Consider the following 21975-nt stretch of genomic DNA (forward strand, 5'->3'; position numbering starts at 1 on the left):
TGCCGTGGCAACACGGATGCCCGGGGGGACACGTCGATCGCGGCGCTCGGCACGCCCGACTACACCTCCTCGCGCATCGGGCGCTACGGTCACCACGCAGGGCAGGGTCGAGATCTGATGACGATGGATCGTTCGGACGCCGTGCGTAGGTGTAGATGGGAGCGAAGTAGTGGCAGGTTCTAAGGCCCCACCGACGATTCAGGAAGTCGCCGAGCTCGCTGGGGTGTCCAAATCGACCATCTCCCGGTACTTCTCCGGATTCCCTGTTCGTAACCCTGAGCAGATTCGGGCCGCCGTCGAGAGGCTCGGGTATCGTCCGAACTCCGCAGCCCGTGATCTGAAGAACGGGCGCACGCGGACCGTGGGCGTTGCCGTTCGCGATCTCGCGGACCTTTATTTCGCGCGAATACTCAGGGCAATCGGACTTGCCTCCTCCGAAGTCGGTTTCCACCTGCTCGTGGCGGATACCAGCCTCACGAGCGAACGACTCGCCTACGAGACCCTTCGCCAGCGCGCGGACGGCCTGATCCTGTGCGCGCCGCAGCTCGATGACTCGGAGCTGGAGTCCCTCGTCGACGATCTCCGGCCGGTGGTCATCGTGGATCGCCTTGCGCCCGGCGTGCGGGCACCGCAAGTCGGTGTCGATTTCTACGCCGCGATGCTCGGTCTGATCGCCCACACCATGGACCTGGGGCACCGCCGCATCGCCTACTTCGCCGGTCCACCGCGATCATGGGGTGACCGGGAGCGGCGCCGCGCCTTCGAGACAGCCAAGACATTTGGCGCGATCCCGACCATCCTTGAAGCAGCGGATTCCGACCAGCTGGACGCCGCGATCAACACGGCTCTCTCCGACGGGACAACCGCGATCCTCTCGTTCGACGATTTTATCGCCTCATCGACGATAAGCCGCCTGCGCAAGCTGGACGTGTCCGTTCCCGACGAGATCTCCGTTACCGGGTTCGACGACGTCGGCTACGCGTCACTCTCGAACCCGGAGATCACGACGGTCCGCACGCCGCTCGGAGACCTCGGCGAGCGTGCCTGGAGCGAGTTGCGCGCCCTCATCGAGGGCGCAGAGGCCACAGCGACGTCGGTGCTCCTGCCCGCAGAGGTCGTCGTCCGCGCCTCGGTCGCAGCGATCGCGAAAGCGTAGATCCAGCCGACGCCGATGATCTTGCCGCAACGTGACTCGACCCTCACGAAGATAAGGAGCCCACATGGCTGACCAAATGATTGGACGCGACCCCCTGAGCGGTCAGGCGATCTCTGTCCATTTCACCGAGGCCGGCATCGAGCAAATCACGTCGGTCGAGAGCGACACGCAGCTGTGGATCTCGCCCGGACTTCTCGACCTGCAAGTGAACGGCTTTGCCGGGCATGACATCAACTCGGCTGAGCTCAGTCTCACCGAGGTCGAGGCGTTCGTGCGAGCGCTCGCCGAGAACGGGACCACTCGAGCGATCCCAACCGTCATCACTTCGAGCGAAGCGCAGATCTGCCGCTCCCTCTCGGTGATCGACGCGGCGCGCCGAGCGAACCCGATCGTGCACAACGCCATCCCATACGTCCACATTGAGGGTCCGCATATCTCGGCGGAGGACGGCCCTCGCGGCGTACACCCGGCCGAGCACATCCGCCCCCCAGACGTCGCCGAGTTCAAGCGCTGGCAGGAAGCGGGTCGAGGTCTGGTCGGCATGGTGACGCTGTCGGCGCACTATGCGGAGGCGCCCGCATACATTCGCGCGCTCACCGACTCGGGCGTTAGATGCGCAATCGGACACACCAGCGCAACGCCGGACGAAGTCCTGGAGTGCATCGAGGCCGGTGCGGTCCATTCGACACACCTCGGCAACGGTGCCCACGAGTACGTGCTCCGTCATCCCAACTACATCTGGACCCAGCTGGCCGACGACCGACTCACCGCGGGGTTCATCGGCGACGGCCTGCACTTGCCGGAGCACACACTCCGTTCGATGGTCCGCGCGAAGGGGCGCGAGCGTTCCATCATCGTGTCCGACTCCATCGCGCTCGCCGGTCTGCCGGCCGGCGTCTACGAGACGCCGGTAGGCGGACAAGTCGAGCTGACCGCCGACGGGCGAACCAACAAGGTCGGCACTCCGTTCATGTCCGGGGCTGCACGCCCGCTCGCCGACTGCGTCGCGACGACTGCCAAGCTTGCGCAGATCGGCCTCGGTGACGCCCTGCAGATGGCGACGATCAACCCCTCTCGGCACGTCGACGACCGCGGATGGCTCTCAGTAGGAGAGCCCGCCGACCTCATCCAGTTCGCCTGGGAGCCGGGAGCCGACCGTCTCGACATCCGCCAGGTCGTACAGGGAGGCCGTCTTCTGGAGCCCGCCGCATAGCACCTGCGGACTGCTATCGGTGCCGGCACGGCTACACCAGTGCTGGATCTCGCGAGGTGTCCGGCCCGAGGTTTCTGTGGCTACGTGAGGATCGGCTGCCGGTAGAGCTCCTGGCGCATGTTGGCGGCGGCGAACTGGGTGGGCCGGTCGAGTTCGTCTCCGCACTCGTGCCTGTGGCGTACCAGCAGGGCCGCGAGCCGCACACCGCCGACCACGAGCATCAGCGGCTCGCCCTCGACCAGGCGGGGCATTGCCGAGGGGCTGACCCGCGACGGCACCCCGGGCCTCCGCGACCGGCACCACGCGGGAATCACTCGCTCCAAGAGCGCGGTGCGAGGCCGCCCGTGCTTCTCGGGAATCACTCGCTCCAAGAGCGCGGTGCGAGGCCGCCAGTGCTTCGCCGTACTCGCGTTTGAACCTACGGCGCGCCGGTCAAGTGCCGGAGTCTGGGTTCTCGGGGGCCGGGTTCAGCCGGGTGCGTGTGCGGGCGCTGCGGCGGCGTTTGGCCGATAGGAAGGCCTCGATGACGGCGGAGGCCGAGGCGCTGATCGGGCCGGCGGGGTGGGCCAGCAGGATCTCGCGGGGTGGGAAGGCCTGGCGGATGCCGATGGTCGGCATGCCGGCGTTCTCGGCCACGCAGCGCGGGACGATGGCGATGCCGACGTCGGCCTGGACGAGCGAGACCAGCAGCGCCATCTGGCCGAGGTCGGCCACGACGGTGCGCGATGTGCCGAGGACTTCGTCGTTGACCTGGCGCAGCGTGCTGCCTTTGAGGAACTCGACCCACACCTCGTCGGCCAGTTCGTCGAGGTCTACCGTCACCCGGTCGGCAAGGCGGTGCGTCGGCGATGTGATCAGGACGAAGTCCTCGCGGTGCAGCGGCTGCAGTTGTACGCCGGGGACCTCGTCGCCGTTCGCGGGAACCACGGCGAGATCCAGCCGGCCCTTCGCCACATCGGTGAGCATGGTGTGCGGCTGCTCGTCGCGGAGGTGAACGGAAAGTCCCGGATGGCGCTTGCGGAGATCGGCCAGGGCGCCCGGGATGTCGATCCCCTCGAGTGTCTGGATGATCCCGATTCTGATCGTGCCGGTGAGCAGCCCGCTGACGGACGAGACGTCGTCGAGGGCCTCGCGTGCGGTGGCAAGCAATCGGCGGGCCGCGGGCAGGAAGACCCGGCCGGCTTGGGTGAGCTGAACGGTCCGGCTGTCCCGGATGAACAGGACCGTGTTCAGGTCGCGCTCAAGCGCCCGGATCGACGAGGAGACCGCCGACTGACCCAGGTGCAGCCGCTCGGCGGCCCTGGAGAAGTTGAGCTCTTGGGCGACGGCGACAAAGTGCTCTACTTGCCGTAGCTCCATCTAGTGATGCTATCCATACCTACCTTTGAAAGCTTCTGTTGGACCTCGCGGGGTATCCGCCGCGACATTGAATGCGTAACCGTCGAGCGTGGATCGTCACGATCTGTAATCTCCGGCCGGATTCTCATCATGGTCCTGACGTCCGCGCTCCCATCCGCAGCCGCGCCGATGCGTGGGCTGACTCTGTTGGAGGCGTTGTGACCTCATCCGCGATTCCCGATCGGATTCTCGTCAACGGCCGGATCACCACTCTCGCCGAGGTCGCCGAGGTCGGCGAGGTCAGCGCCCTCGCGATCGCCGGCGGTGTGATCACCTCGGTGGGGGGTGACGAGGAGATCCGGTCGTTGGCCGGGGAATCCACCGAGGTGGTGGATCTCGGCGGTCGCCGGGTCATCCCCGGACTGATCGATTCACACGTCCACTTCGTACGGGCCGGCCTCACCTGGGACGACGAAATCCGGTGGGAGGACGTCTATGAGCTGTCCACCGGGCTTGAACTGGTCGCGGAGGCGACGCGGCGGCAGCCCAAGGGCAGCTGGATCCGGGTTATCGGCGGCTTCGACGAGCGGCAGTTCCGGGACGGCGGCCGGGGGCCGACCAGACAGGAACTGGACCGGGTCGCCCCCGACCACCCCGTCTACGTCCAGATGCAGTACACCTACGTTCAGCTCAACACGCTCGCCATGGAGGCCATGGGGATCACCGAGGAACTGGTGGCGTCCGTCACCCACCTTGGGAGGTTCGAGCGGGACGAGAACGGCGAGTTGACCGGCCGCGGGCGTGGCGTCCAGCTGATGCCGTGGTTTTATCGGCAGCTCCCGACCCCGGCCTTCGAGAACCAGGTCGCCTCGACGGCCTCCCTGTCCCGGGAGTTCGCCCGGGTCGGCCTGACCGGTTGCATCGACGGCGGCGGCTTCAACACCGGGCCGGACGTCTACCATCCGATCTACGAGACGTGGCGCCGGGGTGAGCTTTCCACCAGGGTACGGCTCTTCAAGCACGGGGCCGCGCCCGGCACGGAGGAAGAGGATCTGTCGGGCTACGCCCGGTTCCTTGAGCCGCACTTCGGCGACGACATGATGCGGATGTCGGGCATCGGCGAAGTGATCATCTTCCACAGCCATGATCTCATGGAGACCCCGGGCGACACCTCGGACGAGGCCATGGAGCTGCACGAGCGGCTACTCACGCCGTTCGCCGCCAAGGGGTGGACTGTGCAGATCCACGCGTTCCACACCCGGTACATCGACCGGCTACTAGACGTATGGGAGCGCATCGACAAGAAGCACCCGATCTCCGGCCTTCGCTGGACGATCGTGCACGGCGTCGGGATCACCGAAGAGCACATCCCCCGGTTGAAGGCCCTCGGGGCGGGCGTGATGGCCCAGAGCCTGATGCGGTTCCACGGTGATGCGTCCATCAAGTCCTGGGGCGCACCGCTCATCGCGAAGTCACCGGAAATGCGCAAGCTCATCGAGGCGGGCGTCCCGATCGCCCTGGGCTCGGACGGCATGCGCGGCGCCTCCTACAACCCGTTCACCAGCCTGGAGTGGTTCCTCACCGGTCTCACCGTGGCGGGCACCCCGACGCTGGCTCAGGAAAACCTGCTGACCAGGGAGGAAGCTCTGCGGGGCTATACAGTTGGGAGCGCCTGGTGCACCTTCGAGGACGAATCCCGGGGGCGTCTCGTCCCCGGCAACCGTGCCGACCTGGTGGTGCTCTCCAAGGATTACTTGACGATTCCCACCGAAGAGATCCACACCATCACCTCGGAACTGACTCTGTTGGATGGCCGCACCGTGTGGACGAGCGGCATCGTCGGCTGACCGAGACCGTATAAGACGAACACCTGGCAATCACGGTGCCGTCCTATCGGCCGGTGCCCCCTACTCCCCCTCGAAACATCCTGATCTCCAAGGAACCACATGAGATCGTTCAGAGCATTTCCCCAGGGGACGCAGCGCGCCCTGTACTCGATTCTCGCCGTCGGCGCCCTGGTCGCGACCGGCGCCTGCAGTTCCCAGTTGAACACCACGCAGGGGGCGCGTGGCGGCACAGGCAAGGACGTCAAATACGCCGTGGCCGGTGAACCGGGGCAGCTGGACCCGACACTGGCCAACACCTTCTCCTCCGTCGTGGTCTACGAGGCGATGTGCGAGACGATCTACGCGATCAGCCCCGAGGCCACCATGGTGCCCCGGCTCGCCGCGAGTGAGCCGGAGTTCAGCGAGGACCACAAGACCGTCACCGTCAAACTGCGCCAGGGCGTGAAGTTCGCCGACGGCACCCCGTTCAACGCCGAGGCGGTCAAGGTGTCCCTCGAACGGCACCTGACCCACCCGAGTTCGCAGCGGAAGAACGAGCTGGCCGCGCTTGAGAGCGTCGCGGTCGCCGACGAGCACACCGTGCGGCTGACGATGAAGAAGCCCATCTCGCCGGGTGCGTTCAGCGTCATGCTCAGCGACCGCGCGGGCCTCGTCATGTCGCCGACCGCGCTCAAGGCGGCAGGGGACAACTTCGGTGCCTCTCCCGTCTGCGTCGGCCCGTTCAAGTACGACAGCCGGGCTCCGCAGAACTTCGTCAAGGTGGTCAAGGACCCGAACTACTACGACGCCGCCAAGATCCAGCTGGACAGCGTGACCTTCCAGGTCATCGCGGACTCGACCGTCCGGGTGACGAACCTCCGGTCCGGCGACATCGACGTCGTGGAACGGGTTCCGACGACGGACGTCGCCGGCCTCGACGGAAAGAACGGCACGAAGATCATCAAGTCCAACGGAATCGGTTTCATCGGCCTGGAGGTGAACGGCGGGAACACCGGCCAGATCGGCAAGCCCGGCAAGGTCGAGGGGCCGCTGCAGGACCTCAGGGTCCGTAAGGCCCTTGAGCTGAGCATCGACCGCGAGGCGCTCAACAAGGTGGTCTACAACGGCCAATACGCCGCGGCCTGCGGCTTCATCGCGCCGTCGTCCGCCTTGGCCAGTGAGCCGGCCACCGCGTGCACGCCGCACGATCCGCAGAAGGCGAAGGAGCTGCTGAAGGAGGCGGGCGTTACCACACCGGTCAAGGTCTCGGTGCTGCTCAGCAACACCCCCGAGTTCACCCGGATCGCCCAGGCCCTGAAGTCGATGGTCCAGGAGGGTGGTTTCGACCTGCAGATCGACGCGCGGGACTCGACGGCGGTGCTGGCCGCCGCGACCGCCGGGGAGTTCCAGCTGCACATGAACACCTGGTCGGGACGGATCGACCCGGACGCCAACATCAGCCGTTTCGTCTCCACCGGGAGCCCGTCCAACTACGGGAACTACTCCAACCCGAAGGTCGACGAAATGGTCACCACGGCGCGGTCGGCACCCGACATGGACAAGAGGCGTGAACTCTACGGGCAGCTCACCGTCGAACTCGCCAAGGAACTGCCCATGATCTACTTGCTCCGCCCGTCCTTCTACGCCGGGGTGCGCGACTCGATGGAGGGCCTCACGGCCCAGCCCAACGGAGTAGTCGACTTCCGCGCCGCGCGCGTGACCGGCCGAGGCTAAGCGAGAACCTCGTGCGTTTTCTCGCCCGTGCAGGCAGCGCCCTGATCACCCTGCTGATCGCCGTCGCCGTCGTATTCCTCGGGGTACGGGCGCTGCCGGGAGACCCGGCGGTCGCCCTCGTCGGACAGGAAGGCGATCCGGCGGCCCTGGAAGCCGTACGACAGCAATACGGCCTCGACCTGCCGATCACCGTACAGTTCGTGAAGTACCTGGAGCAGATCGTCACCGGAAACCTCGGGACATCGGTGCGGACTGGAATGCCGGTCTCCGAAGTCATCGCCGGCGCGATTCCGGTGACGCTGGAGCTGGCGGTGGTGGCCATATCGGTGGCCGTCGCCATCGGCGTCACGACCGGGGTGATCGCGGCCCTGGGGCGGGGAAAGGCCACGGGCTGGCTGGTCAGCGTCGGGGCGCTGATCGGCCTGTCGATCCCCGCGTTCTGGCTCGGAATCATGGCCATCCTGGTGTTCGCCATCATGATTCCGATCCTGCCGGCGTCGGGGTTCGTCCCGATCGACGTAGATCCGGTGGCACACGTCACCCACCTGGTGCTGCCGGCCCTCGTCCTCGGGTCGGCGTTCGCCGCGGTGATCATGCGCCAGACCCGCGCCGCGATGCTGGAGGCGCTCACCACCGACTATGTCCGTACGGCTATCGCCAAGGGGCTTAGCCGGCGTCAGGTCGTGGTGAAGCACGCGCTGCGCAACAGCCTGGTCGTGGTGGCGACGGTCGTCGGCCTGCAACTCGGCACGCTGATCGCGGGCGCGGTCGTCACCGAGCAGGTGTTCGTCATCCCGGGATTCGGCAAGCTCATGATCGACGCGGTGACCACCCGCGACTACCCGCTCATCCAGGGGGTTGTGCTGATCACCGCCACCGCCTACATCGTCATCAACCTGCTGACCGACCTGCTCTATTCGTTGCTCGACCCGCGGATGCGGATCATGTCGGGAGGTTCGGCGTGACCGGCGGCGACCTCTCCCTGAAGACGGCGGCGGAATCCGCCGGTTCACGCAGACGGTTCTCCCTCGTCCGCAACCGCGCGGCCGTCGGCGCCCTGGTCGCCGTGGTGGTGATCGTGGCGATAGCAGTACTGGCACCGCTACTCGCCCCCTACGACCCGGACGCCACCGATTTCAACGCCGTACTGCTCGCGCCGAGTGGGCAATACCTGCTCGGCACCGACGACCTCGGCCGCGACGTGCTCTCCCGGACGATCTACGGCCTGCGGGCGTCGGTCCAGATCGGTCTGATCGCCGTTCTGGCCGCCACCGCCCTCGGTGTCGTACTCGGCCTGCTCGCGGGCTTCTACCGGAAGGTCGACCTGTTCGTCTCCCGCCTGGTCGACGTCACGCTCGCCTTCCCCCACCTGGTGACGGCGGTCGGCCTGGCCGCCATCCTCGGGGCTTCGGGGCTCAACGCGGCGATCGCCATCGCGATCTCCCAGCTCCCGGGGATGGTCAGGGTCGCCCGCAGTGAGACGCTGCGCCTGCGCGGGATGGACTACGCCGCGGCGGCGACGGTGACCGGTGCTCGCGACAGCCGCATCCTGTTCCGCCACATCCTGCCCAACTCGGCGAGCGCCCTGCTCGTCCAGATCAGCGTCTCCATCCCCGCGGCCATCCTCGGCGAGGCGCTGCTTTCCTTCCTCGGCCTGGGGGTCCAGCCGCCGGCGCCGTCGCTCGGAGTGATGCTGGCGACCGGCCAGTCCTTCCTCCAGGTCGCCTGGTGGATGCCGGTCTTCCCCGGCATCGCCATCGTGGCGATCACACTCGCGTTCAACCTCACCGGCGACGTCCTGCGTGACGCGCTCGACCCGCGGTCGGTAAGCCGATGAGGACCGTTGCGGTCGGTAGGCCGATGAGGGCCGTCAAGGGAGAGCCGACATGAGCCTGCTGGATGTCCGTGATCTCACGGTGCGTTTCTCCACCAAGAAGGGGCCGGTCCTCGCTGTCGACGGCCTCTCCTACCACTTGGAGCCGGGCGAGATCGTGTCACTCGTCGGCGAGTCCGGCTGCGGGAAGAGCGTCGGCATCATGAGCCTGCTCGGCCTCCAGGGACCGCAGGCGGAGATCTCCGGCTCCGCCCGCTTCGACGATCAGGAGTTGCTGGGCGCGTCGGAGCGGAAGCTGAGGTTGGTTCGCGGCAAGCAGGTGGCCTGCGTCTTCCAGGACCCGATGAGCTCACTGAATCCGGTGGTCACGGTGGGGAAGCAGGTGGCGGAGGTGCTGCGCCGGCATCGGGGCCTGTCCGCCGCCAAGGCCAGGCTCCGGGTGATCGACCTGTTCGAACGGGTCGGGATCCCCGCCCCTGCGCAGCGATATGCGAGCTATCCGCATGAGATGTCCGGAGGGATGCGCCAGCGCGTCATGATCGCGATGGCCATCGCCTGCGAGCCGCGCCTGCTCATCGCGGACGAGCCCACCACCGCGCTGGACGTGACGATCCAGGCCGGAATCCTGGAACTGCTCAAGGAGCTGAGGGACGGGACGGGCATGGCGGTGCTGCTGGTGACCCACGACCTCGGGGTGGTGGCGGACATCGCCGACCGGGTGATCGTCATGTACGCGGGACGGAAGGTGGAGGAAGCCGAGGTGCGAGCGCTGTTCAACGACCCGCAGCACCAATACACCCGGCGGCTGCTGGAGGCGATCCCCCAGCGGGGCGGCGGGCGTGACCGGCGGCTGCACGGCATCCCGGGTACGGTGCCCACCCTGCGCGATTCCCCGGACGCGTGCACCTTCTCCGAGCGATGCGCGATCGCCTCCGAACGGTGTCATACCGCGCGACCGGGCTTCGCCGAGGCCGGCCCCGGTCAGGCCGTGTCCTGCTGGCATCCGGGCGCCCAGACGGCGCCTGCGGTGAAGGGAGCGGTTCGATGAGCACGACCGTGAACGGGGTCCGGCCCGCACTGCAGGTCACCGGGCTGACCAAACACTTCAAGACCGCCGCGGGCATCGTGCGCGCCGTCGACGACGTGAGCTTCTCCATCGGCAAGGGCGAGATCGTCGGCCTGGTCGGGGAGTCGGGCAGCGGCAAGTCGACGGTCGGCCGGTGCGTGGTGATGCTTCACCCGCCCACCGGCGGCAGCGTCGTCATCGACGGCGCGGAGATCTCCGCGCTGCGGCGTGGGCGGCTCCGCCGTCTGCGCACCGGCTTCACCATGATTTTCCAGGACCCGGCCACCTCGCTCAATCCCCGCATGACGGTGCGCGACATCGTCGCCGAGCCCCTGGTCATCCACGGCATGGGCCGATCCGGGGACCACCCCCGGCGGGTGGCCGAGCTGCTCGACCTGGTGGGGCTGCCCCACTCGACCGGGACGCGCTTCCCGCACGAACTGTCCGGCGGGCAGCGTCAGCGGGTGAGCATCGCCCGCGCGCTCATCGCCTCCCCCTCGCTGGTCGTGGCGGACGAGCCGACCTCGGCCCTGGACGTGTCCATTCAGGCATCGATCCTGAACCTCATCAAGGACCTTCAACGCGATCTTGGGTTCGCCTGCCTTTTCATCAGCCACGACCTGGCGGCGGTGGAATACGTGGCCGACCGCGTCCTGGTCATGTATCTCGGCCGGGTCGTGGAGGTCGTCGCCTCCGAGACACTGAACGAGCGGGCCGCCCATCCGTACACCCAGGCGCTGGTGTCCGCCGCACCGGTGCCCGACCCGGACGAACAGCGCAGCCGCCAGCGGATCACCCTGTCCGGGGACATTCCCAGCCCACTCGCCCCACCACCCGGCTGCCATTTCCACCTGCGCTGCCCGGTGGCGCAGGACGTGTGCCGCGAACGGCCTCCGGCGCTCCTGCCGGGCGCCGCGTCCGGTCAGCTGGTCGCGTGCCACCTCGTCTCCCCAGGCACCGTCGACTGACCGGCCCACCCCGTACGGCGAAGCGCTGCCGGCGCACGCCGTACGGGGATCCGGGCCATCACGCCGCCCGCGGGCCCCACGGCTGGCTCAGGCCCGACCGGCGGTAGTACTCACGCGGAGAGCCTGGCCACGGTGGTGGGCAGGGCGAAGGGGAGCTTGTTGGCGTTCTGGGCCACGTCTAGGACCAGCATGCTTTGGGCGGCCGTCGCGGACTCGTCGGCCTTCTCCAGTTCGCTGCTGCCCTTGGCCACGAAGGCAGCCGCCATATGCGCGTAGATCTTCGTGGTCTCCGTTTTCCTGGCGAGCCTGCTCATCTCCAGGCGGTGGTCGAGCCACATGCCCAGACCGATCAGCAGGAACGGGATCAGGGCGAGGATCGCGACCAGCGTGCACAGGGGTCCGTCAGGTTGCTGGCTGTTGAGGAGGACCAGGGCGAGGCCGCCGGGACTGGCGCAGGCGGCAGTTCCCGCCACGGCGCCGGCGCGGGTCTTGCCTAACGAGGATCGCATCACCTTCCGGCCTCAGCGTCATCCGTGGCGATCTCGGGGTGGACCCCCAAGCGTCGTTCCAGCGCGATCAGCGCGGCGCCATGGGCTCCGTCGTACGGGCCCAGCGGCTGGGGGAGCACCTCGAAGCCGGAGTATGCCTGATGCGTGTAGTCGGTGAACGTGCGCATCCTGGCGAGGTATTCGGTGGCCGCGTTGCTGTCGGGCTCGGAGAGAATCGGAGGAAGGTAGACCACGAGCGGCGAAGCGAACATGTTGATCATCAGACCGACGCCGTGTGCCAGGCCGGTGCCCGCCTCCCTGAAGGCAGCCAGCACCTTTTCCCGAACGTCGCCGTCGGCGGCCTCAGCCAACTGGACCGCGCCGACCAGCCCCCCTGAAGCCAGGTGGGCAGTGACGTCGTACAGTGCCGACAGTATGCCCCGGGTGCCGGCGCTGGCCTCGATGCAGCCTTCGCGGCCGCAGTCGCACGGCCGCCCCAAGTCTTTGCTGTTGACCTGGCCGACCTCGACCGACGCACGGCTGAGCCTGCCGTCCTCGATGTACGCGCCCCCGACCCCTTCACGCACCACCAGCAGCGCGAACGTGGAGCGCGACCGGCCGAGGCCGAACCACCGCTGATAAACCGCCAGGGCACTGGCGTCGTTGGCGATCGCCACCGGCCAGTCGGTCTGGTCCTGGAGCGGTGTGCCCAAAGGCTCGTTGTGCCATGTGGTGAAACCCAGCTCTTCTCGCCGATCGATGGGTGGGCTCTTGCAGTAGAACCGCACAACTCCGGCCTCGCTGTCCACCGGACCGCCGACGACCAGTCCGAGCGCCACGTGCCCGGCGGGCAGGTAGTCCAGCCCCGCAGCCTTCACGAGCCTCTTGGCCAGCGCCGCCGACGCGGCGACCACGTGGGAGACGCTCATGTCTTTCAGCCGCCGATGGCCGTCCAGCAGCCGCCGGCCCTTCTTGTCGATCAGCGTGGCCACCAGCCGGTAGGGCAGCAGTTCAATGCCGACCGCCCAGCGGGAATCCTCCAGTTCCCTGGCCCGGTCGATGGCCGCATCCACGAGTTCGGGCGCGACGGTGTCCGCCGCGTCCGCGCCCTGCGGAGATGATGAGGCGAGGAGCCGCTCCAGTTCCTCCATCGCACCGTTGTTCACTGTGCTGTCGTATCCCTCCTGGGAAAACACGCCTTTGTTGTGCTGTTCCGGCATCAGAGCTCCGAGACTTGTGAAGGAACGACGTTTCACGTCTGCGGGATGTCGCCGCTTGCGAGCGGCCGGTACGCCAGACTGGGGGATCGTCATTGTTTTCCTTCCTCCCCGGACCCGTTTTCATCGGCCGGCCTGAGTTTCTGCCGGCCGCGATAGCGGTAGACCGCGTTCTCGATCTTCTTCTGTTTGACGCCGAGGAACTCGGCGATCTCCGGCATCGTGTAGCCCAAGGAGTGCAGAAAAAAGGCCGCGCGCAATAGGTCGCTGGGAAGGCGTTCCAGCAACTCTCGGGTACGCTCGCGGCTGATCACCACGTCGGCCGGATCGCCGAAGTCCTCGTTGCGCCCGGTGTCGGTCACGTACTGATTGATCTTCTCGTCGCCTATGAGCTGATCGTCATAGCGCCGTTCCTTGGCCCACTGGCGGTAGGCGTTGGGGAATTGGACGAGACATTCGTGGATGAATGCCGTTTTCAAGCCGGCCCCTCCATCCGGTGACCACCAGCCCTCGGCCAGCCTGGCCTTGAACGTCACGAGGGCGGCTCCGACGACCTGGACCGGGATGATTCTGGCGGCCTCCTGATCCAGTTCGGGAAACTTCTGGCTGCCGCTGCCGACGGGCATTCGTTTGGCGCCGAGCCTGGTGAAGATCTCGCCTTTGGCGATCCAGGACTGGAAGATCTGGAGTCCGTACGCCGCCAGCTTGCGCTCTGTGCTCTCCCAGAGCGGGCCTCGGAAATTCTCCTCGGCCAGCTGCTTGATTAGCTCTTCGTGGTTATCGGGGGGTTGTGACATGGACGCCCCATCTCAGTAACCTGGAGTACCGGGACAGGGTGTTCTTTCGCATGAGTCACCGTCACCTTCTACCTGGCCTCGAGCGGAAAAACGGATCTTTCACCGCCACGCTTCAGGACCCACCGCATTGTGGGCCCCACGGGCCTTGCATTCCCTTTGTAGGTCAGGCCGCGGGTGCTACTTCTCACTATCGGCAAAGATTTTATCGCCGTGACGGGACAACGTGTGGCGGCTCGGGTGGGAAGAGCCGGTACGGCCGAGGTGACCAGCACCGTTCCCCTATTTCGAACTCGTCCGAAAGGCGGACGGCGCCGGAGCCGAATCGCCTACGAAAACGCAGAATGCGGAAAGCGCATCTAGGCGTGTCAGCGCGATCCTGTCAGAACCTGCGGAATTCATGCTCGGCCGTACGGCCCAGCCGGGTGAGCCGTACGTGGTGTCGGTCGATGCGACTCTGCCGGGTGAGGCCCTGGCCGGGGTGCCGGCCAAGGGCAAGAGCGCAGCCGAGATCGCGCGGATCGCTCGCGAGCGCGGCCTTCAAGTGAGCTACACGATCGATTGGCCGCTGAATGAGGGGAGGGGCTTCGCGTTGGAGGGATCCGAGGGGAAGCTGCCTGCTTCCCGCATCGATCCCGCCCCGCGCCCGTTTGGAGGGGGCTGAAGTCTGTTCCGGCCGCGCAGCGGGTCAGTGCGGCGGAGATCAGGGGCGATGATCGAGGAGGTCGGGAATCTTGTGAGGCTCGTCTCAGAAGCGGATCCGGACGACGGGGCCAAACTCTATGCCCAGCTTGGGCTGAAGCTCCTACTACCCTCAAAAACAGTATGTGGAGGCCCGGATCGAACCGGAGCCCCCACATGTGCGTGCGGTGTGTGTCCGAGGGGGGAGCGCCACCACTCGCCCATGGCCCATTGAGGTAATCCCAACGACTTTCATGTGATCCTGCTGTGCTCGAAATGAACAAGGACCAGTGCAGCTCGCACGATGTCGCCGACGCGACCCGGACTCAGCGAGATGTGCCGGAGCGCCCGCCACCGCCGGTCAAGCAGCGCGAATCCCCGCTCCCCGAGGCACCTCAAACCCCGCAGCAGCACGTTGCGGGCCCTGATGTCCACATCCAGCTCGACACCGCCGCCCAGGTGCTTGACAGGTGTGTGGATGCCCCGACCTGCGCCTTCGTAGGCCGCGTCGGCAAGCACCGGCATGTGCTTGAGGAAGGGGCGCAAGGTGTCGAGGACCAGGAGCCGCGCGGCGGTGACGTCGTGGACGTCCAGGTAGCGGTAGGCCGTCGAGCGTGACAGCCCGAAACCGCGCCCGAGTGTGGGGATGTGGCCGCCGGTGCGGAACCAGGCCAGGCTGAACACCGCTTGCCACCAGGTCGAACACCTGCGGGTGCCCTTGCGGGTGCCGCGCCGGCGGCGCTCGGCCTTGAGAAGCCCGGAAAGGTGGGAAACCAGCGCGCGGGAAACATCGAGAGTGGCACGATAGGCAATCACGTGGAGTCCTCGGTGGTCGGCGGTATGTCAGCACATTCGCTTCTACCGGGACTCCACGCCCCTGTCAGGGCAATGGCGTCTTCTCCGCATCTGCGCGGCTTTGCCCCTCATGGCACCACTATGCCTGCTGGGATTACCTCATTGTCACCCCCATACACCGAGCCTTTTTCATCCTCTCTTGGAGAAAGGGCATGTCACAACATGATCGCGATGCTGCCGAAGCGTCCGTGACGTAGCGAAGCCCCTGGTAGGCGGGTTGATCGACCAAGATTGACCCAGCAGAACCAGAGGCTTCGAGTGCTTTTCTACCGTGCCGCCGTCGATTTGTCTCCTCAGACCCTCAAGTACGTCGGCGGCCTGATCCGCCGCCACCGCAAGGCCGTCGGCACCGTCTGGCGCCGGCTCAGTCCGGGGCAGCAGGCCATGCTCGTACTGGTCTGCCTGCGCAAAGGCGAGACGTTCCGCGAACTCGGGGCCGGTTTCGGCGTCTCGGCGGCGACGGCCTGGCAGGTACGTCGAGGAGACCGTGGCGCTGCTGTCGGCCCGCTCTCCGAAACCGGGGCGCGTGCTCGGAAGGGCGCAATGGGAAGGACTGCGCCACCTCGTCCTGGACGGAACGCTCACCGTACCGACCGGGTCAGGGCCGATCGGCCGTACTACTCCGGCAAGCATCGGACGCACGGGATGAACGTGCAGGTCATAGCCTCACCGGAGGGGGCGCTCCTCTGGACCTCGGGGGCGCTGCCCGGCAGCGTCCACGACCTGGTGGCGGCCAGGGCTTGGGGCATTCTCCGCCGCCTGGAGCAGACCGGGCTCCCCGTGCTCGCGGACAAGGCGTACCAAGGGGCGGGAGGACCGGTCGCAACACCCTGCAAGGCCATCGCGGTCCTACAGAACTATGAGGTCGCCCGAGGATGAAAAGGGCTCACCGTATCCCCATGGCTTGACATGCTTCTTCCGTGCGCCCGGCGGAGCGAACAGACGGGCACTATCGGTTCTTGGAGGGGCAGCGTGTCCGCTTCAGAATCCACGTCGGGACCCCTCGTAGGGGCGATGAGCACTGCCACCCTTCTTCGGGGTTGGCCGGACGTTTCGGACTGTAACCCCCCGTAGGGGCGATGAAGACCGGCGACTCGAACCTGTCGCTCACCGGCGATCCCTGGCGAAGTACGCTGTCGCTTTTGAGGAAATCGTTTTCCGTCCGCAGTTCCCGGATCTCGCGTTCGTTCACGGAGGCGGGCTCTTTCATCCACCGCCAAAGGGGCCTCTGCGTCTGCTTCGTGCTGCTCCCGCCGATAGGCGTTCACCTAATTGTGGAGGGTGTGGGAACTGATTCCACGCTCGCGCGCAACCTGAGCGCCCGGGCGCGAGGTCTCGATGACAAGACGCACGGCCTCTTCCCGGTACTCGGGCGAGAAGCTCTTTTTCTGTCGAGCCAAATCTCTTACCTTCCGGGCGACCCCTACTCTAGCGGGTGACCTGTCCGGAACCTTCGAGGCACCTCAGACGGACACGGCTAGGCCCTGCCGGGCGGATGCCTGTTGTGACCCCTCGTAGGGGCGATGAAGCCATTGCTGCGCGCGAAGCGAACCGCGCAAGCTGAGATGTTGTAACCCCTCGTAGGGGCTCGTAGGGGCGATGAAGACGCCAGCAGGTCGTCGGGCAGGCAATCGAACATCTCGAGTCGTAACCCCTCGTAAGATCTTTACTTGGCTTCAGACATATGTAACGATCAAGCGGGTTGAGCCAGTCTTATTAGAAGGGTTCACATGGGAATATCCTCAGCAAACTACGGTGCGTTATCATCTCGCTACCGCCGCGTTTCTCTGCTCGCGGCCCTAAGCCTATTCACCTCCCTGTTGACCGCACCTCCTGTCCTTGCCGGGTCAAGCTCTTCCCGGTCTTCTGCTTCTCCACCGATCCCTGGTTCGGTGGATGCTGCCAAGCACGAAGCCAAGAAACAGAATAAGCGTATCGAAATCCCTTACCTGCGAAGTGAGAACTCGACTACATTCGCCAATCCCGATAGCAGGACGTTATACACCGAGGTACACTCAAACGCAATTAGAGTGCAAAAGGACGGCGCCTGGCAAGCTATCGACACGATGCTTGTTGAACAAGATGGCATCGTCAAACCCAAGGCCATTAAGGGTGAACTAACCCTTTCAGGCGGTGGCACAACAACCCTACTGGAAATCAAAAGCAGTGAAGGCAAGGCAACGGTATACGCAAATGGCAAACTACCTAAGCCGCAGCTTTCAGGCAACACAGCACTTTATCCGGCTGCATATGGTGAGGGCATTGATCTGGTCGTCACTGTCACACCAACGGGATACCGGCAGGATATTCTGATCCATCAGAGGCCCACCAAGAAGATCCAGATTCGAGTCCCCGTGGATCTGCCAGATGGGCTACGCTACGGCAAGGGCTCCTCCAGCGGGCTAGCGCTACTCTCAATCAAAGACAGTAAGAAGATTGCCAACATCGCGCCAGCCCCAGTCGCGGATGCAATTGCGGCAAGCAATCCCGATAAAGGGCGCATCGGCTCCGCGGCTATATCCGTTGACGGGGCCGGAAAAAGGCAAAATCTCCTGATCGCGCCCGACGCGAAATTTTTATCGGACCCCCATGTTACATACCCGGTCACCATTACCGCCGCCTCCGACACCTGGACGGGGACCGGCTTGGATGGCGACACTTTTGTCAGCCACAGTTATCCAAACAGCTCTAGCAACCAAAGCCTAGACCGAATAATCGCAGGCAAGTCCAATAATGGCAGTGTGACATGGCGATCTTATGTTCGCTTCAACGTCGCGAGTACGCCGCTAATGGGAGGAACCGTAGAGAATGCGGACCTGCGACTCTGGAACCACCAGTCCAATACCTGCGATTCAGAGATAAATTCTGGAATAATCGCGCGACGAATCACCACGGACTGGGACATCAACACAATGACATGGAACAGTCAGCCGTCGGTGACCGACCACGCCTTTGTGGCAAATAAAGGCGCCTACGATATGGACTGTCCGCGAGGCGAAGGCGAGCTCTACTACTCTATTGAACAGATGGTCCAAGGCTGGATGGACGGTACTGCGGACTATGGCGTACAGTTCAGCGCGGTTCGCGAAGACGATATTACCAACTGGCGCTGGCACAGATCCTCGGAGTATGGATACTGGGGTAGTGGTACGCCTCGCGGGCCCGTTCTGTTTGTACAATACATTCCTGCTCCTCAGCCTGCCGAAGTTGGAACGCTTCAATACGGCAACTGGAGTGCAACGCAGGAGGAGCTGATCGATCAGCAGGGCCGACAGACCGAAATAGAGGATCCCCCCTTCACAACACCATCGGACGAGGAAGCTCGCCAAGCAGCCCTTAACTCGGATGTACGTACCTCCATAAACGCCAATGAACTTCAGGCACCGGTACATCTTACCGGTGATGCGTTGCAGGAGTTCGCTGACGATGAGGGCGGTGGATTCGAGGAGTATCCTGAACCCCCACCAGAGCAGGACACAATCCCACCCCAGGTGCTGACGGACCCCTCCGATGGCGAAACCGGCGTTGATCCAAATGTCGAGATTCGAGTAGCTTTCACGGAATCGGTTTCGGGCCCGATATTTGCCATTAGAGATTCGGTAGGAGCAGACGTCACCTTCCTTGCAACTCCGATCGGTGATGACCCAGACACCCCAGAGGTCGAACCAGGGGATCGAGGATGGGCACTCAAACCTGCACAGCCTTTGCACGCAACTAAGCCGTACCGCATCGAGGTTAAGGCTGCCAGTGACGCGACCGGTAACATAATGGCCGACTATGCCGCCACATTCACTACGCGGGGACAAGTAGTACCTGTGCCTGGGTTGGTCGCTGCCTACGGCATGGAAGAAGGCGCAGGAGCAACCGTCACGGACGCTTCCGGACAGAACAACACAGGCACCGCGGTCGATGCCACCTGGGATTCGGCCGGCAAGTTCGGCCAGGCCCTCTCATTCAACGGCAGCACCAGTGTGGTGAACGTCGCGGACGCTCCTTCTTTGCGTCTGACGACCGCTCTCACGTTGTCCGCATGGGTCAAGCCCACAACGTTGACAGACTGGCGCACTGTGGTGGCCAAACAGCTCTCCTCGAGTAACGGTGCCTCGTATGTGCTCTACGGTTCCAACGGCACCGGTCCTTCTGGCTGGTTCCAGAGCGGCGGGCAGAGCTCACAGATCAGCGGACCCGAACCGCTGGCCGTGGATACGTGGAGTCACGTAGCGGTCACCTATGACGGGACGACTGCACGGTTGTATGTGAACGGGGAGCAGTTTGCCGAGGTCCCGCTCAGCGGTGATCTGGACGACGACGGTGGAGCAGTTCAGATCGGCAGCAACAGCGTCTGGGGGGAGTTCTTCAGCGGTCTGATCGATGAGGTGCGCATCTACAACATCGCTCAGACCTCCGGCCAGATCCAAACCGACATGGCCTCCCCCATCGGAAGCACTCAATTGCTGAGTGGTTCCACTCCGCCGCTATCACATAAACTTGCGCCGAGCAAGTCCCATGCACTGAAGCTCATAGCCACGCCTTCGGAGAAGGTTGCCGGTAAGACTTTGGTCACCAGCCTTGCGCCACGGTTCAAAGTATGGACTACAGGTGTCCCTCGACTCGTAGAGATGCAGGTAATCGAGGCACCAACCAAATCGTCTAGAAGTGTAAAGACGCTTTGGTCGGGCAAGGCGATGCAGAGCGTTAAGAGATCTTACGTCCATCTAGATATGTCAAAGGGCAGGCTTCGAAATGGTCAGAGCGTACGTTGGCGTGCGCGGACCGATACAACGGCTGGTTGGTCGCCCTGGCAGGATCTCAGAATTGAGGTCGCTGAGAAAGAGCCAAAGGGCAGAAAGGTCTCCTCTGTTTCAGTTGACTCTATAGCAGCCCAAGCAGATGAAGATGCTCTAGTGACCGATTGCTGGGCACATGAACATTCGGCAAGGAACCTCGCAACAGACGGCTACCTGGCGAGTCGTCATAGCTGGTGCGCCATCCAAGAGCTCGCCAAAGGCGATGCCAGATTCGGCACAAGTAATATGGTTAACGGCATCACTGCGGATACCACGATTGTGGGATACACCATCTCCAATGGAGAAGGGCAGCCGACCGACCTACGGTACAGCCGCTATCGGATATCACTTAAGGATGTGACTCCGGTCGGTGGAGCCTACAACCAGTGGGGCTGGATAGCCTTCGGCGTTAAAACCGAGAACAGTCAATGCAAGGTTTGGGGCGATACTTACGTAGAGGGAAGCTGGCAAGAGTGGCGCGACGGCAAGGTGGCAGCTTTTACCATCGCCTCTGAGGAGAGAAACGGCACCGGCATAGATAAGGTCGAGTGGTGCTATCCGAAGTTCTACAGTAAGGTCTGGCTACCTCAGGTGCCCAGTACGAAGGTGAAATACTATTGGTCTGACGCCAAACCTCAGGTCCGGTGCGACTCTGCCTACTATATAACCCGAAATTATGGGAGTGGTTGCGTCTTCGACAAAGCCACTGCAGTCTACCGAACGACCGAGTCTCGTCCTGGATATCCGTGGACCAACCTGGGTGACCCAGACAACGTAAATATGGCCTATCGAAGTGTCCCTGCCCATATTTGGACAGCGCAACATAAGCCAGAGCTGACTATACCAATACGCCTTAATAAATCAATCCCAGGGCACTGGCTGGGGGGTGGGGCCCCACTCTCCCGACAGAACAACAAGACATGGAAGAGAAAGAATAACGAAAAGAGTCGCGAGATATGTCGCACACTTTTCACAGACTACGACCGCAGGGATGCGGAACTTGGAGACTCCAAATATCACAAGGTCTATCAGTGCGACGAATTCCCGTTTCAGTCGACTATGCAGGGCACGTGGGTATCGGTTGAACGAGTGAACAGCCCAGACAACTTCGCATACTCAGTTCGCCCAGTATGGCACAAGCGCAATACTGAGGACGGTATTCAACTAGGGGCATTCTACGGTACACAGCGCATTCTTGCCGAAGACGGCGTTCGTAGGAGGGTCAAATTTGATCAATTCTACGTAGAGGCGTACGTCCCTGGACAAAATCCACACCAGTAGCTGTACTCTTCGATAGAGTCTTCTGGGATCCGAGGTCGCAGCCCGTGATCCCAGAGGACCTGGATTCTACTCGGAGAGGTCAGGTTAGTCGACTCGTGCTTGATGAAACCGTCGCCCGTTATGACGACTTGCTAGATCGTCTCGGGATCGACACGTTCGTATACACAGTGACGTTGCCGGATGCCGGCGTCCTCACGGTTGAAAGAGCGGCGCATCGCCTCGGGTTTGCCCCGGGCGCGCTACAGGACTCTGAACGGCCTTACGGCGGCAATTTTCTCACCCTCTATCAAGCCGGCTCCGGGATCGTCACTCTTGACTGGAGTCACCCATACAGTGACCGAAAGCAGGTGACTGACCGGTTGACCGGTGACGGGATTCGACATTGGTATCTATCCTTCGATATTGAGGGAAATACCAGTATGTTTGTCTGCTACGGGCAGGTAGAGGGCTATCTTGAGAGCCCTGAACCTGTTTCGATTCCCTTTACTGGCTGGAGGGAACACCTCGGCCCTCTAGGCGCTTACGCTGATCTGTTTGCCTCCGCCTATGACGACGATGAAGCTGAGGCGGAGGTAGACGTTAACGCGGCATGCCTGGCGGTGATCGAGACAGAAAGCGGTATTCGTCTGGACGATCGTCTGCTGAACAGCCGCTGTTCAGTCCTGCCGCTACCGGGGCGTGCCAAACTCTAAGAGGGCATCCGAAAAGCGAAGTTGACGATTGATCGTCGGTTATGT

Annotated in this window: 19 protein-coding genes; 12 read left to right on the top strand and 7 right to left on the bottom strand. The window is 64.0% G+C overall.

The window, feature by feature from the left end; translation table 11 throughout:
• Positions 1-169 precede the first annotated feature (169 nt).
• Positions 170-1156, top strand: coding sequence for a LacI family DNA-binding transcriptional regulator (locus tag Ssi02_RS28130; RefSeq protein WP_204030597.1), 987 nt, complete (start codon positions 170-172; stop codon positions 1154-1156).
• A 64-nt stretch (positions 1157-1220) separates the two neighbouring features.
• Positions 1221-2369, top strand: a complete 1149-nt coding sequence (locus tag Ssi02_RS28135; RefSeq protein ID WP_204030598.1) for an N-acetylglucosamine-6-phosphate deacetylase — start codon at positions 1221-1223, stop codon at positions 2367-2369.
• An 80-nt stretch (positions 2370-2449) separates the two neighbouring features.
• On the opposite strand, the gene Ssi02_RS28140 is transcribed toward Ssi02_RS28135, so the two are convergent.
• Both Ssi02_RS28140 and Ssi02_RS28145 read right to left on the bottom strand, forming a co-directional pair.
• Positions 2450-2647, bottom strand: a complete 198-nt coding sequence (locus Ssi02_RS28140) for a hypothetical protein (RefSeq protein WP_204030599.1) — start codon at positions 2645-2647, stop codon at positions 2450-2452.
• Positions 2648-2801: 154 nt separating this feature from the next.
• Positions 2802-3728, bottom strand: coding sequence for a LysR family transcriptional regulator (locus Ssi02_RS28145; protein WP_204030600.1), 927 nt, complete (start codon positions 3726-3728; stop codon positions 2802-2804).
• 197 nt (positions 3729-3925) lie between these two features.
• Between Ssi02_RS28145 and Ssi02_RS28150 the strand changes: the two genes are divergently transcribed.
• From Ssi02_RS28150 to Ssi02_RS28175, 6 genes are all read left to right on the top strand, one after another.
• Positions 3926-5554: an amidohydrolase gene (locus Ssi02_RS28150; RefSeq protein WP_204030601.1), complete on the top strand. Its 1629-nt coding sequence runs from the start codon at positions 3926-3928 to the stop codon at positions 5552-5554.
• A gap of 99 nt (positions 5555-5653) precedes the next feature.
• Positions 5654-7267 (top strand): ABC transporter substrate-binding protein, encoded by a 1614-nt coding sequence (locus Ssi02_RS28155; RefSeq protein ID WP_204030602.1) that lies wholly within the window; start codon positions 5654-5656, stop codon positions 7265-7267.
• An 11-nt stretch (positions 7268-7278) separates the two neighbouring features.
• Positions 7279-8232: an ABC transporter permease gene (locus Ssi02_RS28160; protein WP_204030603.1), complete on the top strand. Its 954-nt coding sequence runs from the start codon at positions 7279-7281 to the stop codon at positions 8230-8232.
• Positions 8229-9104: an ABC transporter permease gene (locus tag Ssi02_RS28165; protein ID WP_204030604.1), complete on the top strand. Its 876-nt coding sequence runs from the start codon at positions 8229-8231 to the stop codon at positions 9102-9104. Before Ssi02_RS28160 ends, Ssi02_RS28165 begins: the two co-directional genes overlap by 4 nt.
• Positions 9105-9153: 49 nt before the next feature.
• Positions 9154-10149 (top strand): ABC transporter ATP-binding protein, encoded by a 996-nt coding sequence (locus Ssi02_RS28170; RefSeq protein ID WP_204030605.1) that lies wholly within the window; start codon positions 9154-9156, stop codon positions 10147-10149.
• Positions 10146-11135, top strand: a complete 990-nt coding sequence (locus tag Ssi02_RS28175) for an ABC transporter ATP-binding protein (RefSeq protein ID WP_204030606.1) — start codon at positions 10146-10148, stop codon at positions 11133-11135. The genes Ssi02_RS28170 and Ssi02_RS28175 overlap by 4 nt, the downstream gene beginning before the upstream one ends.
• Positions 11136-11245: 110 nt before the next feature.
• Here the strand turns inward: Ssi02_RS28175 and Ssi02_RS28180 are convergent, their stop codons facing one another.
• The 3 genes from Ssi02_RS28180 to Ssi02_RS28190 all read right to left on the bottom strand — a co-directional run bounded on the left by Ssi02_RS28180 (position 11246) and on the right by Ssi02_RS28190 (position 13637).
• Entirely contained in the window at positions 11246-11644 is a 399-nt protein-coding gene (locus Ssi02_RS28180) for a hypothetical protein (RefSeq protein ID WP_204030607.1), read from the bottom strand.
• Positions 11644-12843, bottom strand: a complete 1200-nt coding sequence (locus Ssi02_RS28185) for an ROK family protein (protein ID WP_204030608.1) — start codon at positions 12841-12843, stop codon at positions 11644-11646. Before Ssi02_RS28185 ends, Ssi02_RS28180 begins: the two co-directional genes overlap by 1 nt.
• Before the next feature lie 89 nt (positions 12844-12932).
• Positions 12933-13637, bottom strand: coding sequence for an RNA polymerase sigma factor (locus tag Ssi02_RS28190; protein ID WP_204030609.1), 705 nt, complete (start codon positions 13635-13637; stop codon positions 12933-12935).
• Positions 13638-14034: 397 nt separating this feature from the next.
• On the opposite strand from Ssi02_RS28190, the gene Ssi02_RS28195 reads away from it, so the two are divergent.
• Entirely contained in the window at positions 14035-14298 is a 264-nt protein-coding gene (locus Ssi02_RS28195) for a hypothetical protein (protein ID WP_204030610.1), read from the top strand.
• 269 nt (positions 14299-14567) lie between these two features.
• Here Ssi02_RS28195 and Ssi02_RS28200 read toward each other — a convergent pair whose 3' ends face one another.
• On the bottom strand, positions 14568-15131 hold the full coding sequence (locus tag Ssi02_RS28200; protein WP_204030611.1) for a transposase family protein: 564 nt from the start codon (positions 15129-15131) through the stop codon (positions 14568-14570).
• A gap of 270 nt (positions 15132-15401) precedes the next feature.
• Here Ssi02_RS28200 and Ssi02_RS28205 point away from each other — a divergent pair, with 270 nt between their 5' ends.
• Positions 15402-16049 carry a transposase family protein gene (locus tag Ssi02_RS28205; RefSeq protein ID WP_204030612.1) on the top strand — a complete coding sequence of 216 codons (648 nt, stop codon included), beginning with the start codon at positions 15402-15404 and terminating at the stop codon, positions 16047-16049.
• Between the two features lie 389 nt (positions 16050-16438).
• Here the strand turns inward: Ssi02_RS28205 and Ssi02_RS39955 are convergent, their stop codons facing one another.
• Positions 16439-16570: a transposase gene (locus Ssi02_RS39955; RefSeq protein WP_204030613.1), complete on the bottom strand. Its 132-nt coding sequence runs from the start codon at positions 16568-16570 to the stop codon at positions 16439-16441.
• Between the two features lie 492 nt (positions 16571-17062).
• Here Ssi02_RS39955 and Ssi02_RS28215 point away from each other — a divergent pair, with 492 nt between their 5' ends.
• A complete protein-coding gene (locus Ssi02_RS28215) occupies positions 17063-21238 on the top strand; it encodes a LamG-like jellyroll fold domain-containing protein (RefSeq protein WP_204030614.1) in 4176 nt (1391 codons plus the stop codon).
• Positions 21239-21333: 95 nt separating this feature from the next.
• Complete coding sequence (locus Ssi02_RS28220; RefSeq protein ID WP_204030615.1) at positions 21334-21930, top strand: hypothetical protein; 597 nt, start codon at positions 21334-21336, stop codon at positions 21928-21930.
• Positions 21931-21975 lie beyond the last annotated feature (45 nt).

This window comes from Sinosporangium siamense (assembly GCF_016863435.1).
Taxonomy (GTDB): Bacteria; Actinomycetota; Actinomycetes; order Streptosporangiales; family Streptosporangiaceae; genus Sinosporangium; species Sinosporangium siamense.

Bases quoted from the DNA above. Each gene is read 5' to 3' on its own strand.
- Ssi02_RS28135 (WP_204030598.1), top strand. From the start codon at position 1,221: ATGGCTGACCAAATGATTGGACGCGACCCCCTGAGCGGTCAGGCGATC.
- Ssi02_RS28145 (WP_204030600.1), bottom strand. From the start codon at position 3,728: ATGGAGCTACGGCAAGTAGAGCACTTTGTCGCCGTCGCCCAAGAGCTC.
- Ssi02_RS28155 (WP_204030602.1), top strand. From the start codon at position 5,654: ATGAGATCGTTCAGAGCATTTCCCCAGGGGACGCAGCGCGCCCTGTAC.
- Ssi02_RS28170 (WP_204030605.1), top strand. From the start codon at position 9,154: ATGAGCCTGCTGGATGTCCGTGATCTCACGGTGCGTTTCTCCACCAAG.
- Ssi02_RS28175 (WP_204030606.1), top strand. From the start codon at position 10,146: ATGAGCACGACCGTGAACGGGGTCCGGCCCGCACTGCAGGTCACCGGG.
- Ssi02_RS28180 (WP_204030607.1), bottom strand. From the start codon at position 11,644: ATGCGATCCTCGTTAGGCAAGACCCGCGCCGGCGCCGTGGCGGGAACT.
- Ssi02_RS28185 (WP_204030608.1), bottom strand. From the start codon at position 12,843: ATGCCGGAACAGCACAACAAAGGCGTGTTTTCCCAGGAGGGATACGAC.
- Ssi02_RS28190 (WP_204030609.1), bottom strand. From the start codon at position 13,637: ATGTCACAACCCCCCGATAACCACGAAGAGCTAATCAAGCAGCTGGCC.
- Ssi02_RS28195 (WP_204030610.1), top strand. From the start codon at position 14,035: ATGCTCGGCCGTACGGCCCAGCCGGGTGAGCCGTACGTGGTGTCGGTC.